This window comes from Rubritalea sp., assembly GCF_051252225.1.
Taxonomy (GTDB): Bacteria; Verrucomicrobiota; Verrucomicrobiia; order Verrucomicrobiales; family Akkermansiaceae; genus Rubritalea.
This window is the reverse complement of the sequence record NZ_JBPOGE010000014.1, coordinates 64918-78147: the sequence shown is the minus strand read 5'-3', so window position 1 is coordinate 78147 and position 13230 is coordinate 64918. Positions and strand designations below refer to the sequence as shown.

General features: G+C 48.3%; 11 protein-coding genes. 3 read left to right on the top strand and 8 right to left on the bottom strand.

Going from position 1 to position 13230, the window contains the following annotated elements; all coding sequences use genetic code 11:
- The 7 genes from ACSHX2_RS12095 to ACSHX2_RS12065 form a co-directional block, all read right to left on the bottom strand.
- A partial coding sequence (locus tag ACSHX2_RS12095; RefSeq protein ID WP_435693209.1) for a beta strand repeat-containing protein occupies nt 1–1977 on the bottom strand: 1977 nt, incomplete at its 3' end.
- 614 nt (nt 1978–2591) lie between these two features.
- Nucleotides 2592–5132, bottom strand: coding sequence for an InlB B-repeat-containing protein (locus ACSHX2_RS12090; protein WP_435693208.1), 2541 nt, complete (start codon nt 5130–5132; stop codon nt 2592–2594).
- A 301-nt stretch (nt 5133–5433) separates the two neighbouring features.
- Nucleotides 5434–6876, bottom strand: a complete 1443-nt coding sequence (locus ACSHX2_RS12085) for a hypothetical protein (RefSeq protein ID WP_435693207.1) — start codon at nt 6874–6876, stop codon at nt 5434–5436.
- A gap of 40 nt (nt 6877–6916) precedes the next feature.
- The gene (locus ACSHX2_RS12080) at nt 6917–8509 is read right to left on the bottom strand and encodes a serine/threonine protein kinase (protein ID WP_435693206.1); all 1593 of its coding nucleotides are present in this window, start codon (nt 8507–8509) and stop codon (nt 6917–6919) included.
- 284 nt (nt 8510–8793) lie between these two features.
- Nucleotides 8794–9024, bottom strand: coding sequence for a hypothetical protein (locus ACSHX2_RS12075; RefSeq protein ID WP_435693205.1), 231 nt, complete (start codon nt 9022–9024; stop codon nt 8794–8796).
- Nucleotides 9002–9250 carry a hypothetical protein gene (locus tag ACSHX2_RS12070; RefSeq protein WP_435693204.1) on the bottom strand — a complete coding sequence of 83 codons (249 nt, stop codon included), beginning with the start codon at nt 9248–9250 and terminating at the stop codon, nt 9002–9004. Before ACSHX2_RS12070 ends, ACSHX2_RS12075 begins: the two co-directional genes overlap by 23 nt.
- A 17-nt stretch (nt 9251–9267) precedes the next feature.
- Nucleotides 9268–9969 carry an RNA polymerase sigma factor gene (locus tag ACSHX2_RS12065; RefSeq protein WP_435693203.1) on the bottom strand — a complete coding sequence of 234 codons (702 nt, stop codon included), beginning with the start codon at nt 9967–9969 and terminating at the stop codon, nt 9268–9270.
- 203 nt (nt 9970–10172) lie between these two features.
- Between ACSHX2_RS12065 and ACSHX2_RS12060 the strand changes: the two genes are divergently transcribed.
- Complete coding sequence (locus ACSHX2_RS12060; protein WP_435693202.1) at nt 10173–10913, top strand: IS110 family transposase; 741 nt, start codon at nt 10173–10175, stop codon at nt 10911–10913.
- Nucleotides 10914–10929: 16 nt separating this feature from the next.
- Here the strand turns inward: ACSHX2_RS12060 and ACSHX2_RS12055 are convergent, their stop codons facing one another.
- Nucleotides 10930–11397: a hypothetical protein gene (locus ACSHX2_RS12055; RefSeq protein ID WP_435693201.1), complete on the bottom strand. Its 468-nt coding sequence runs from the start codon at nt 11395–11397 to the stop codon at nt 10930–10932.
- 1126 nt (nt 11398–12523) lie between these two features.
- On the opposite strand from ACSHX2_RS12055, the gene ACSHX2_RS12050 reads away from it, so the two are divergent.
- The gene (locus ACSHX2_RS12050; protein ID WP_435693200.1) at nt 12524–12712 is read left to right on the top strand and encodes a hypothetical protein; all 189 of its coding nucleotides are present in this window, start codon (nt 12524–12526) and stop codon (nt 12710–12712) included.
- A gap of 99 nt (nt 12713–12811) precedes the next feature.
- A complete protein-coding gene (locus ACSHX2_RS12045; RefSeq protein ID WP_435693199.1) occupies nt 12812–13186 on the top strand; it encodes a hypothetical protein in 375 nt (124 codons plus the stop codon).
- Nucleotides 13187–13230: the final 44 nt, after the last annotated feature.

Below are 13230 nucleotides of genomic sequence, written 5' to 3'. Positions count from 1 at the left end.
TCCTATATCGCCACCGAAAATCCGAATGCCATCATCTTCCCCCGAGATAGTGCCACTGTTGCTCAGGCTTCCTATATCGCCACCGAAAATCCGAATGCCATCATCTTCCCCCGAGATAGTGCCACTGTTGCTCAGGCTTCCTATATTGCCAGAAACATAAACTCCATGATCTTCCCCCGAAATCGTGCCACTGTTGCTCAGGCTTCCTATATTGCCAGAAACCTGAATTCCATCATCTCCCCCCGAAATCGTGCCACTGTTGCTCAGGCTTCCTATATTGCCAAAAACATTAACTCCATCATATCCCCCCGAGATGGTGCCGCTGTTGACAAGGCTTTCTATATCGCCAACTAAAATTCGAATTCCATAATCTTCCGCCGAGATATTGCCGCTGTTGCTCAGGCTTCCTATATTGCCAAAAACATTAACTCCATCATCTCCCGCCGAGATATTGCCGCTGTTGCTCAGGCTTCCTATATTACCACCGAGAATAATTCCATGACCTCCCCCCGAGATAGTGCCGCTGTTGACAAGGCCTCCTACGTCACGAAAAACCTGAATTCCATCATCTCCTCCCGAGATAGTGCCGCTGTTGACGAGGCTTTCTATATCTCCAGCTAAAACCAGAATTCCATAATTTCCCCCCGAGATAGTGCCGCTGTTGGCAAGGCTGACAATCGTACCAAAGGTGCCAATACCACTTGCGCCCCCCTGAATCATGCCGCTGTTGCTCAGGCTTAAAATTCTACTGAATGCTACAATGCCATCAGCTCCCGCCCCCTGAATTGTTCCGCTATTAGTTAAGCTAATAATTGATCCATAGCTAATATAACCAGTATTCCCCCCATGAATCATGCCGCTATTGGTAACAGCTCCTACATTACCAGTCACCAGACCAGTATTCAGAGCCCCTGTAATCGTTCCGCTATTTTCTACTAAAAACGTTCCATTCGCTGGAACACCATTGTTGGCTATGATGCCATTATTTCCGCCCACTATTATGCCGCTGTTTATAATCCCAGATATGCTCGTCATTGAATTCACACCATTATCTCCCCCCTGAATCGTTCCGCTGTTGTATACATTTCCGATGCTGTCGGCTTCAACGCCACTATCGAACCCCTCAATCGTTCCGCTGTTTGTAAGCTCTTTAATATCCGTGGTGGCTATAACACCATGAGTCACCGTTCCTTCAATCAAACCACTGTTGTTAAGATTAAATATCACGCCACCTACAACCCCTGTCCCACCCGTAATCATGCCGCTGTTATCCAAGCTATCGAGTGTGGCGGCGAAAACACCGTTAGAACCAAGAATGCGGCCACTGTTGGTGAGACTCGTGAGCGTGGTTGCGGCAACACCAATGCTATCACCAAAAATGAGGCCACTATTGGTCAGGCCGCCAATCTCACCCGAGGCATAAACACCATAAGTCAACACCCCTACAATCGTGCCACTGTTACTCAGGCTGCTGATACCACTGGCATCAACACCAGTCTGCCGACCATCAATTCTTCCACTATTGTCGAGACTGATAATCGTTCCGACGACAACACCATCTCCCAACTCCCCTTCAATATTGCCGTCATTAGTCAAACTGTTGATCGTGGTGGCGTCAACACCATCAAGGCGTCCCGAAATTATTCCGGTGTTGGTATTATTGAGATTAAGTGTTGAAAGCCCTGCCCATACTCCATCACCTAATCCTATAACGTCGATAGTGCCTGCATTATCAACATTAATAATTGTTCCATTAGCCGCAGCAACGACGGCATCACCTGCTGCAACAACTATGGAGCCGCTACTTTCAACGGTGAGTGTTTCATTATCAGCAAGTGATATTTGGACGTTCGTTGCTGCATCGACAGTCTGGTCGGCGTGGGCGCCGAGGGCGGAGATCAGAAGCAAAGGTAATGCAGATGAAGGTAATAGGGTTAGTGTTACTTGCGAAAATATACCCTTGTTGTTGTGTTTCATTATATGAATTTGGTGAAATTTTAAGCGAAAATAGATGAGCTAACAGCCCTTAAGCAATTGCCACTTCGAGGTGAAAATCGAAACTTATGTAATCAAAAAAGCATACACTGAAGATGGCGACTACAGCGCTACTGGGGTGATGAAAGACAGCACTAGTGTGGCTTGAAATGAGAAGGCCATCCCGTCTTAGGCTGAGCTGCAGCTCGTTTGCTGATGTTCATTGTTGAGTGTTTTAGCTGCTTAATTAATTTAAGCACTCTGCAGTAAGATCGATTTTTTCTTAGAAAGGTTTCAGGGGGATGTGATCTTTTTGAATTTTTTTTCGCTGAATGAGATAGTAGATTCTCATACTCCGAATGCTCTACACCATGGGTAGATGAGGCGCAGCGATTCATGACTGCTAGCGAAGAAGTAGCGATTGATTCAGCTGGTACGGTAGCCAAAGCAATAACGACCGTGTCATCCAGCCACTACGTGAGGATGATAGTGTGAAATTGTTAGGTGTGATGAGGCACTCGACACTGGTTCTGCGAGGTTATGCCGCCAACAGCTTGTAGCTAGCGGTAGGGACGGGCTCTAGGGTGTTTGGCCGAGAGCAGGCTTAATATGTTTTGCTAATCGCTGAGGCGGAGTCTGAAGAATTGTTTTCCCTGATCCTGGGGTATGGGAAAGGTTTCCGTATACATTTCCCCATTTCCCCATTGTGCCTGAAGCGAGGGTTGGGCGATCCAGCTATCCAGATCATCGCTGGCTTCGAGCGAATATCTCTTACTGGGATAAAGCGGACAGGATAGTAAGATATTACTCTCATCGATGGAGCTGACTTGAATTTGTGTTTGGATTGGATTGTCGGCGATCCATTCGAGGATAGCAGCGGCTTTGGGAGCTTCGGCAAGTGGTTGATCCTGATATTCCCAGATACCCCATGAGCCAGTAGCGGAGAAGCCCTGGGTTCCGAGGAAGTTGGCGAAGAGGTCTACTCCTTCGCGATTGAGCATGTCGAGGTATTCGATGTAGCGCTGTCCCATTCTGGGGTCACGGTTGGCATCGGTCAGGATGGCAGTGAGGGCGTTGTCGCTTCTGGTGTTACTGGCGTTGACCCAATGTTGCCCTCCTTCGTAGCAGACGAGCCTCAGGCCGTGGAGATCGGCGAGAGCTTTGTGCTCGCGCACATGTTGGGTGCTTTCTTGAATCTCGTCTTGAGAGAGCGTGGTGCAAATGGCATCGATGGTCGGGTAGCCATTGGCATCGAGAAAATCCTGGGAAATTCCGTGGCCAAAGTAGGGCGCGATAGCGAGGACGTCAGCAGCGATTTCGGTGGGGTTAATGGTTGGATCATTGAGGGCGAGGAGGCGTGCTTGAGCGGCTTCTGTTTGTGCGGCCCATGCGGCCGCGACATTGATGACCCTAGAGGGGGCGTCGCCGTCTTGGAATACAGTGCGGAAGATGTTCCAGATTTGTGCGGATCGCATGCTGTGATATATGTTGCCTGCTGTCACGGCATTGGTGGAAAGGCCCATGGCGAGTCCCTGCTCACGGGTGTAGTAAGTTTGAATGAAACTAGGGGCTCCGTTCCAAGTTTCGTTAGAATACTCGACGTAGACTTGCAGGTTGGAGTCCAACGAATCCCTGAGCAGGTTGGCTGCTTGAGTAACGTAGTTGTCGTCGGCCAAGTGAGGAATGCATATCCATGGGCTTTTTCCCAGCGTGTTTGCTAGTGCGATTTGATGTTCGAGTGCGACACCGTCAGTGGCAGGGCGAGCTTGGCTTCTGGCGTTGGGTAAGGTTCTTTCGTTCCACTGGCTGACTGGGCTGGAGTTGGTTTCTCCCCAATCCATAAATCGGAGTGTAGAGAAATTAGCCATTTTCTCGAGAAAGTCTGGGTGGAAAGTGGTCGAATCATCGAAACCCGGCATGTGGAGCCTGATGTTGCGGATGGGATCTGCGGTTGAAGATTCGATAATACGGAACAGAATGTTTTGGCCGTTGTTATTAAAAGGGACGGTGTGTGATGCCTGCCCACCGGTGGCGGTGATAGTGAGATTCTGATCGATGCCGGCTCCGGTAATATACAAGGTGCCTGTGCCTTCGAAGTTAAGGGTGTAGTTGCCCGGCATCAGGTTGGGCACGATGCATTGCACGGCGGCAAGTGAGCCGGTTCCGTCGTCGTAAGGAATTTCAAGAGGGTATCCTTGGGCGTCTTGAGGAGGAGCCGGATTTTGGTTGCCGTTCATGCTGGCCCAAGGGCCGGCGCAGCGCATAACATTGGTGAATGTCCATGCAGTGGTCCAATAGGTAACGGATGCCAGATTCATGGCAACGGACATTTTGTTAGGCGCAATGGGTTGGAAGACTGCTTCTAACGATGTTGCAGCTGAGATCGTGAGTCGCAAGGGGTTTAACTGCGATGATGCACTGCCCTGCCAATGCGAGAAGCGATGTCCAGCCGGGGGCATGGCGGTGAGGGTGACTTGTTCTCCATCTGTGAAGAATGTGGAATCAGGATAGGATTGAACGGAGCCTTGGTGGGTCGCCTGAATGTTGAGAGGAAAAACTGGGCCAGGGTCAGTGATGGAGAAAGCGGTTAGAGAGCTGCTGTGATTATTGTAGGAGGCTTGGTGGACATAAATGCGGATTTCCACGGGCGCCGTGAGGTTGTCATAGCCAGTGAGCGGGAGGATGAGGCTGTGATGCTGAATATCGTAATCCCCAGCAGCGGATTCCGTGCTGGTGAAGACGGGGGCGGCAAAGTTGTCGATACTGGTCAGGACGGAGTATTGCCGTGGCGACCAGTAGGAAATACGCTGTGTGGAGAAGCTCATACGCTGACCACCAAGGTTGATCTCGGGCTGAGGAGTCAAGGTGCAGCTCAGATATTCTCCGTCTGCGATACTGTCTGCGAGAGTCGAGAGATTGGCAGAGGCTTGCTGGGTGAATGCCAGACGGTTGTCTTGTTCATCCACAGGGCTGAGACCAGCTCCAAAGTCCCAGCCCGTGGTGGTGATGCTGTCATCTATGTGTAGGGTGGCGGTGATCGGCCCGTTGTTGGCGAGGTCTTGGCCATTGAAGTCAAAGACAACGAGGTTCTGCGCTTGGGTGATACTGGCTAGAGCAACCAACAGGACGGCATGTGATAATTTCGAGAGTGGAGTCATTGTATGTTTGAGTGTTGGGTGAAGCCTTGTAGTTTTTTGAATCAATTAGAGAGTAAATCGCGCACCGATTTCGATAAGGGCAGCGGTGTTCTATGCCTATGTGGGCGGAGATGATGGCTTCGTCTTTCTCGGTTAGTGAATTGATAGAGGCTCCCATGAACCATTTGTAGAGGCATTTACATTTACATTTAGGTTTCGGGATAGGCTCAGGAATGACGTTTTTTGGGGGTTTGGTAAGTATGATTCACCTGCTTTGGGGCTGCTTTCCAGAGTAAGAATGGAGGTCAGTGTTGTTATTATGTTATGGTGCGGTTGCTTCTATTCGGTAGAAGGTGTCTTCTTGTAATATTGGGGTTCTAAATATTACTTCGTTAGTTGTTTCTTCAATCTGATGAGGCAAGTCAAAGAGCCAGCCTGTGGATGAGCGAGTGGCTATGGTCGCCCAGTCATTAATCATGTTGTTCGATGACTGGATTTCGAGGGTGATGGGGTTGAGGTTGCTTTGGTGGGGGAATTGGATATGGAAGTCATCGTTGGCAAGCATTGTTGATATAGGGTTCGCATCAGGTAAGGCCGGGTTTGAGCCCATGATGATTTCAATAAGAGTGCTGGTGCCATCGCCGTCCGGATCTTCATCCAGCGGTGGTGAGGGGCTATTAGCATTATCACCAAGGAGGGCGCCTACCTCGTTGTCAGGGAGTAGCTGGGCTGCCGTGCCTCCAAGTGGTGCGGGAGAAAAAGTGATAGGTAGACTCTGTAGAGCCTGTTCCGTGAGGGCTGGATCAGGGCGCTGAAAACGGTAATAGTCCACTTCTGCTATGAGATCTGGGTTACTTGATGGACCATCGAGTACAGAATAATTGTGCTGAAACTGGAGTGCATGGTCGCCTCCTGCGTAGTAAGTGTTTATTACGTTCCAGTCGGTGTAGGTGGTGATGCCGATCTGGAGAGTGTTACCAAAGTTAGGCAATTGCTGGTAGGCTGATACTGGGTTCTGGGTGTAACGGTTTTCGATAACCCAAGTAGCATCTCCGTGTTTGCGCATAACTACGATGGTGTTTCCGACTCGGATCATTTGTAGGGTGATCCATTGGGCATTCTCGTCATTGTTAGGAACGCCTAGATTATTAAAATAGAGGTCAGAGTCTCCGTCTGTGGTAGTTTTCACCTCATATTGCCAAGTGCCTTGGCTGCCAGCTGAGCCATATGACAGGAAGAGGTAGTTATCACCGTCTGGGCTCCAGTCCGTCATATAGTGGCCAGGCTGCCCATTTGTGGGAGCGGGCCAGAGTGGTGTTTCGGAAGGAATAGGACTTGGAGCTGCGCTGACGATGGCGCGTGGATTACGAACGAAGATACCAGCAAGTGAGAACTCACGATTAGGTGCGCCTTGCTGGGCAACATAACCAGCCTGGTTAGGGAGGAGACCATTGATGCCGCGGCGGGAGAGACGCATGCGTGTAGTGACGATAAAGTCACCGGTGATTTCCTTGTAAACGAGAACGCCACGGAGATCCATATACCACCCGGAGGAGTGCGGTGCCAGAACCATATGGCCAGGAGCGTATGTGGGATTTAAGTCCCAGAGCTCAAGTTGATCTGCATTCCAGCCCTCGGTGTCATTAAGTCTTTGCCAAGCGGAACGCGTAACTGCTGAGTTAAACTCGTCACCATGGGGCTGAATGTCATCCGCAAATGAGGGGGCGGTGAGGGCTAGGAAGAGGAGTGTGACTATGGATTTCATGTAGTGAACAGGATTCGTTCACTGTGAGATCGACTTTTTCTTAGAAAGGTTTCAGGGGGAGTTGATTCTTTTTTAAGTGAATATCACTAAATGACATGATCGAGTTCCATGCGCCGATTGCAATACGATCTTGAATCGGGGCGTCCCAGAGAGGCGTAATACTACCACGGCGGCCGCGGAGCTCCCAAGTGTAGCGCTTTGTGCCATCGGTGTATGCGGTGATGGAATACTGGCGAACCTCCAGCGTGAGTGTTATCGGGGTATTGTTAGTAAAGGCGAAGGGAAATGTTTCACCGTGTGAGGCTATATTCTGACCGTCGAGGTTTTGGATGCCAGCGAGGTTTCTGCTCCGGCCGTCGAGATCGAAGTTCATCATACCTATTGAAGTCGGGAGGTAGATTGTAGCGGAGTGTTCGCCTATGTTTCGCGTGATGGTGAGTGATATATCGTAGTTATCGCCCGGTGAAAAATCGGTGAGAGTGGTATAGGCGCCGCTGTTCAGTCTACTCCGGCAAATAAGGGTACTCTCATCGAGGAACCAGTTACCACGTTTGATTACGTTTGACGGAGGGTAGTCGGTAAGAAGGTTTTGACTAATGCCGATAGTCTTTGCTATCTCAGATTGGCTGTGTGCTTGTTGCTCAGAATTCTTATCAGATAAAGGGGCGCTTGATGAGGTTTGATCTGGGATTTCTTTTTTAAAGACGAGTGTGATGACTGCGACTGCTAGGAGAAGTGCGGCGATAATTATAGTGTCAACGATACGGTTTTTTCTCTTAGGCTGTAAGATTTTTTCGAGGTCGCGTTTAAGCAGGGTGATATCTTGGTAGCGTTCACTGGGTTTCCTGCGGAGGCATTTTTTGATGAGGGGCTTGAATGGTCTGGGGACTTCAGTCAAAAGATCAGAAACTAGGAGAGACTGAGGTGGAGAGCCAATGACCATTTCAAAAAGCAGAATGCCCACAGCCCAAATGTCCGTTCGAGCATCCATGGCGCGGTGGTCGCTAGAGAGTTGTTCTGGGGCGAGGTAAGCCATAGTCCCTACAAAGGTGCCAGTCATGGTCAGAGAGTCGGAGGCTTTGTCTGGTTGTATATTGAGTGCTATACCTAGGTCGGCAACTTTAGCGCTACCTTCTGAAGTGAGGAGGATGTTTGCAGGGTTTATATCACGGTGAACGATGGATTTAGCATGGATAGCCTCTAGGCCTTGGCAGACGTCGATAGCGATGGAGGCAGCTTCTTTGATAGAAAGCGTGCCTGAGGCTGTGATTTTGGTGCGGAGGTCACCACCTGCTAGGTATTCGAGAACGAGGATAGGACTGCTATCTGATTGATTGATAATACCATGGATCGTTACGATGTTGGGATGATGGATACCTGCCATCATGATGGCCTCTTGGTGGAATCGCTCGATGGAGCTGTCGTTGAGGTCCTTAATCCTAAAGACTTTGAGTGCGATTTCGCGGTTGAGGGCATTTTCTGTAGCAAGGTAGACCGCGCTCATGCCTCCTTGGCCGATTTTCCTGATGATTTGGCAACCATCAACCTCTATACTCTCACTGAGCGCTTCCGATTGGAGACCATGAGCAAGCAGGCTTTGGTAATAATCTTTGCCTTTAGAGTCGGGATCCATATGAGGTGGTGAAAAATTTATTTGCTGAGGGCCTTAATTAACCAGGAGAGTTCTGCGTCAATTTCATTTTCATCTACGGCGTTTTCAACAACGGCAGCACGAATTTCATGTAGTGAACAGTAAATCGTTCCCTGTGAGATCGACTTTTTCTTGAGAAGGTTTCAGGGCGAGTCGGTTTTTTTAACAAATATTACTAAAAGACATGGTCGCATCCCATGCGCTGATTGTAATGCAGTCTTTAATGGGGGCATTCTTTGATGATCGGTTTGAGTGGTCTTGGTATTTCAGTTAGAATATCGGAAACTAGGAGAGCCAATAACCATTTCAAAAAGCAGAATATCTACAGCCCAGATGTCAGCTCGAGTATCCATGGAGTGGCGGTCACTGGAGAGTTGCACTGGGGCGAGGTATTCGAGAACCAAGACAAATGTATCATCTGATTGATTGATGACGCCGTGGATCGTGACAGTACCGGGGTGATGGATGCTGCCATCATGATAGCTTCTTGGTAGCATCGCTCAATGGAGCTGTCGTTGAGGTCCTTAATTTTAAAGACTTTGAGTGCGGTTTGCGGTTGAGGCCAGTTTCTGTAGTAAGGTAGACCGTGCTCATGCCACCTTGGCCGATTTTTCTGATGATTTGGCAATCATCAACCTCGATACTCTCACTGAGCGCTTCCGATTGGAGACCATGAGCAAGCAGGCTTGGGTAATAATCTTTGCCTTTAGAGTCGGGATCCATATGAGGTGGTGAAAAGTTTATTTACTGAGGACCTTAATTAGCCAGGAGAGTTCTGCGTCAATTTCATTTTCATCTACAACGGTTTCAGCAACGGCAGCACGGATTTCTGTACCAAAGCGTTGACGGATCCGGTGGATAGCAGATTTTACAGCTGAAAGGGTTAGGTCGAGAGTATTAGCAAGAGTTTGGTAGTCGGTCTCCTTCTTTTCATCTAGCAAAGGCTCTAGGTTATCATAGAGCTTTTCTTTACCTTGGTCTCGGTAGCGTTTACCTAGGTTGGACTTAGCTTGTTCTACAATGATCATAGCCCATTGCTGATCGTAGGCTAGTGATGGGTCAGGGGTGTTTCCAGGAATCGCAAATTCATTACCTAGAGAGAGGCTGGGGGTGCCGCCTCCTCGTTTTTGGGCATTGTTCTTTTTTCGAATATCGTAAATGAAGCGTTTGAAAGCCACTAGTAAGATCGAGCGCATACGGCCCTTAATGGGATCGGCCGCGGCAAAAAGTTGAGTCGTGGATTCTCCTGATAGGAAAGCTTGAACGCAGTCCTCGGCGTCTTGGTGTTGGCACCCGATTGAGTAGGCAAAATGGTAGAGAGGTTTCCAGTAGGCTTGGCAAATTTGATTGAGAGCACGCTTTTCTCGCGTTGGAATACCTGAGCGGAGATCGTGAAAGTGTTTCCAGCAGGTAGATTGGAAAAGATGCGAGGATTGTTTCATCGTGTCCACAATGCAGATTAATAAAGAATCGTAATGCTTAGGGGAAGGCTGAAATTCTATGGAGCTTTTTTCTCGGGATCGACGTCGGAAAGAAAGACCTTTTTTGCCATGTCATCGGCCCAGATCAGCCATGCTCCGAGCGATTCAATAACAATGCACTCGGCATCAAATAGCTCACTAAATGGCTCAAAAAAATAGCCAGTTTGGCTACCCTCAGCGCCTGTCTTGAGCAAACCGGCCACTATGGAGACGCCATTGCCAAAGCTCTTCACGAACTCAATATTTTTAGCCTGCACCTTGTCAATCCGCACCGAATCAAAGCCTTCGGAATGCAAAAGCTAAGACGCAACAAAAGTGATACAGCCGACGCGAAACTCATCGCTAGGTTCCTCAAATCAGAACACTCCGAACTTCGCGCATGGGAACCTAGAAGCAAGGATCAGCAAAGGATCACTAGCCTTAGCCGCTACGCCGACTCACTCACCCAGGACACCGCGAGACTCAAAACCAAACTCGAAGCGGAACCCGATAAACTTGCCATAAACTCACTCAAACGACGAATCACGTTCCAGCAAAAGGAAGTGAAGTCGATCCGCAAAACCATCGCGACAATCATCAAAGCCAACACCGAAGTACAAACTAAAAGTAAACTCCTCAACACCATTCCAGGCATCGGAGAAGTCGCCAGCCAAATAATCATCGCGGAGCTTCCCGACCTATCCGAATTCAAAGACGCCCGACAACTTGCCGCTTGGACAGGCCTCACGCCAAGTCACTACCAAAGCGGCACCTCGGGGCGCACCCGGACACCAATCACCAAAATCGGATCCACCCACCTGAGGCGTGGACTATTCATGCCCGCAATGACTGCTCGAGTCTTTAATCCACTGCTAAAAACCTTCGATGACCGACTCAACGCAGCATCTTGTTCGCCCACATATTGATTTCGTCGTATCAAAGCTAGATAGAACCGTCCCAGAAGGAAGATCCAGAATGAATTATGTCCGTTCTTCTCTCGAACCACTCAACAATTTGTTTTTGAAATTTCTGCAGTTTCGTTTTCAGCTTAAGCCACTCCTCCTTAGAACCACGAAAGCTCCATCGAATGTCTCCAGCAAGGTATTCCGCTCGGTCGCCAAACTCGACGGTAAGCGAAAAAGGTTCACTCATAGAGCACCACTGAACCGCAAATTTACCCTGTTCTTGAAACCCTTCTTTGGGCACTACCGCCACCATATCCTTCTGCATTGCCATCCCCGATGTCACGAGAAACGTTTCAAATTCTTCCGCAACAATCAACCTACTCGCTTCGGATTTTGCCTCGACGCTATAGGACGTGATTCTACGCTGGTCCACCTTCTCCCGCTGACAACCTGTAGTCAGTAACGCAACAAGGGCGAGAAGGAGGGCACACAGTGAAGTCTTCATTTTTCAGGCGAACGTCCTAGCATAGCCAACCCTGACGGGAGAGCGATGGTAGTGACTGGATTGAGGTTAAAGTTGTCATAAAAACTTAGCTAAACAAGCGCCGTCTGGGGTTGGCTACTGCGACTTGTAAGGCATTTTTATTGTGTTTCATTGTGCTAAGTTATTCGCTCAGCACTCTTTATCGGAATTATTCCGTCATGTTGACTTGTTATCGGCAATCAAAACTTAGTCACTGCTCACTCTGCAATATGGTTTCATCTAGGATTTCATCGTGCTAAGAGCATTTGTTCGGTGAACTCATGCCTAGGAATGCAGGAAATCGACTTCTTCTAAAATGGTCATATTCTTAGCCTAACGTAAAGCTCACCAACCGAAGACAGGGACAGAAAGCTTTGTTTGTGAGTTTAGAGTGTGAGTGTAGTGAAGATTTTGAAAAGCGTAAACGCGGTCTGAGGTTGGGTGCAGCGTTTTGTTAGCGAAGGCAGTTTTTACGTGCACCTAGTCCGTGAACCTAATCTGGCTGAGACAAAGTGTGTGGAGCAAATCATTCTGAAAACGGTAATCTGGGTTTGAATAAAACGAAGTTAGAAAGCGTAAATGATTCTTTTGATGGTGGCAGCCTCGTGAAGAGCAGCCTAATGCATCACTAACGTTTTTCGTGAGGGGGAGCTTTATGTTATCTTACGCACAGTTGTTAGTTTTTCCCGCAAGATGCTGGCGGGATGAATTTGGATGGAGTCCTAATCCTAGCAGTCCTCTGGAGTGGTATGACTCATCAGGAAACCTTGTTGCTAAATATGAAAGACTCCATGGGCCTCTAGAAGATTACGGGCGCGATGATAACAGGATTCCTATGATCTACAGGTGGGTTGTTAAAGTCGAAGCCTTAGAGGCTCTTGGCATATTAGCAGATTTATGCTTTCAAGAAGATTATGAGAGAGCACCGTATAAAGAAAGCTAGTGGCTAAGTTGAGGTGTAGCACAAATTTAAACAGGACATCGCAGTTAGTCTGGCAAGTGAATGAGATGGGCTCTCACGAATAACTAGAATTGTTAGGAAGGTATTCAAACCGAACTTCATCGTCGGATGACGATGGAGTTTTTTATAGGTTGATTGAGAAGTATTATGGAAGAAAAAGTAAAAGCTCCTAAACTCACTGTTGTTGCCATTTTAGCATTTGTACAGGCCCTATTCTTCTGTCTCCTTGAGTTGGATCTAATAAGCACTCCAATTGACATGTTTTTACAGCGAGGATCGGCTGCTCTAGGAGTTGTTGCAAAACCAGCTTGGACAATCTGGAAGTGGTTGGCGTAATCGACAAATTGTCGAACTATAAAATCGTCAAGTAGGACCACTACACTATATTCTATATATCTTAAACTAATAATTATCACTGACTTACAAACTTCATTTTTGTGGAATCACATCCATTTGTTGATCGAAGTGCCTCCTAAGTGTGACCAGCTGCTGAGTGATGAGGGTTTGTTAGAGCGTTTGGAATTGCTCTATAGTGCGGATCACGTGGGAATGGTACGGATGCAGTTGGAGGATTTGATGAATTCGACCACAGAAGTTGGCCAGAAGGCCTATCAGGAAGTGCGTGAGACTTATGCACGCAGGATGTGGGATCTGGGTCTTTTTATGAAGACTCTGAAGCAACGTTTTTCAAGTTGGTACAATAAAAAACACCAACGCAAAGGGACGCTGTGGGAGGCGCGTTATAAGAGTGTGTTAGTGGAGAATGGGCATGCGGCCCGTACGATGGCGGCCTACATTGATTTAAATTGACTTCGCTCCACTCAGTCCATGCGGATAGGCATTTTCTCCTTCGA

Excerpts from the sequence above, each read along its gene's own strand:
- ACSHX2_RS12090 (WP_435693208.1), bottom strand. The coding sequence starts at position 5,132 with ATGACTCCACTCTCGAAATTATCACATGCCGTCCTGTTGGTTGCTCTA.
- ACSHX2_RS12085 (WP_435693207.1), bottom strand. The coding sequence starts at position 6,876 with ATGAAATCCATAGTCACACTCCTCTTCCTAGCCCTCACCGCCCCCTCA.
- ACSHX2_RS12080 (WP_435693206.1), bottom strand. The coding sequence starts at position 8,509 with ATGGATCCCGACTCTAAAGGCAAAGATTATTACCAAAGCCTGCTTGCT.
- ACSHX2_RS12075 (WP_435693205.1), bottom strand. The coding sequence starts at position 9,024 with ATGCTACCAAGAAGCTATCATGATGGCAGCATCCATCACCCCGGTACT.
- ACSHX2_RS12070 (WP_435693204.1), bottom strand. The coding sequence starts at position 9,250 with ATGGATCCCGACTCTAAAGGCAAAGATTATTACCCAAGCCTGCTTGCT.
- ACSHX2_RS12065 (WP_435693203.1), bottom strand. The coding sequence starts at position 9,969 with ATGAAACAATCCTCGCATCTTTTCCAATCTACCTGCTGGAAACACTTT.
- ACSHX2_RS12055 (WP_435693201.1), bottom strand. The coding sequence starts at position 11,397 with ATGAAGACTTCACTGTGTGCCCTCCTTCTCGCCCTTGTTGCGTTACTG.
- ACSHX2_RS12050 (WP_435693200.1), top strand. The coding sequence starts at position 12,524 with ATGGAAGAAAAAGTAAAAGCTCCTAAACTCACTGTTGTTGCCATTTTA.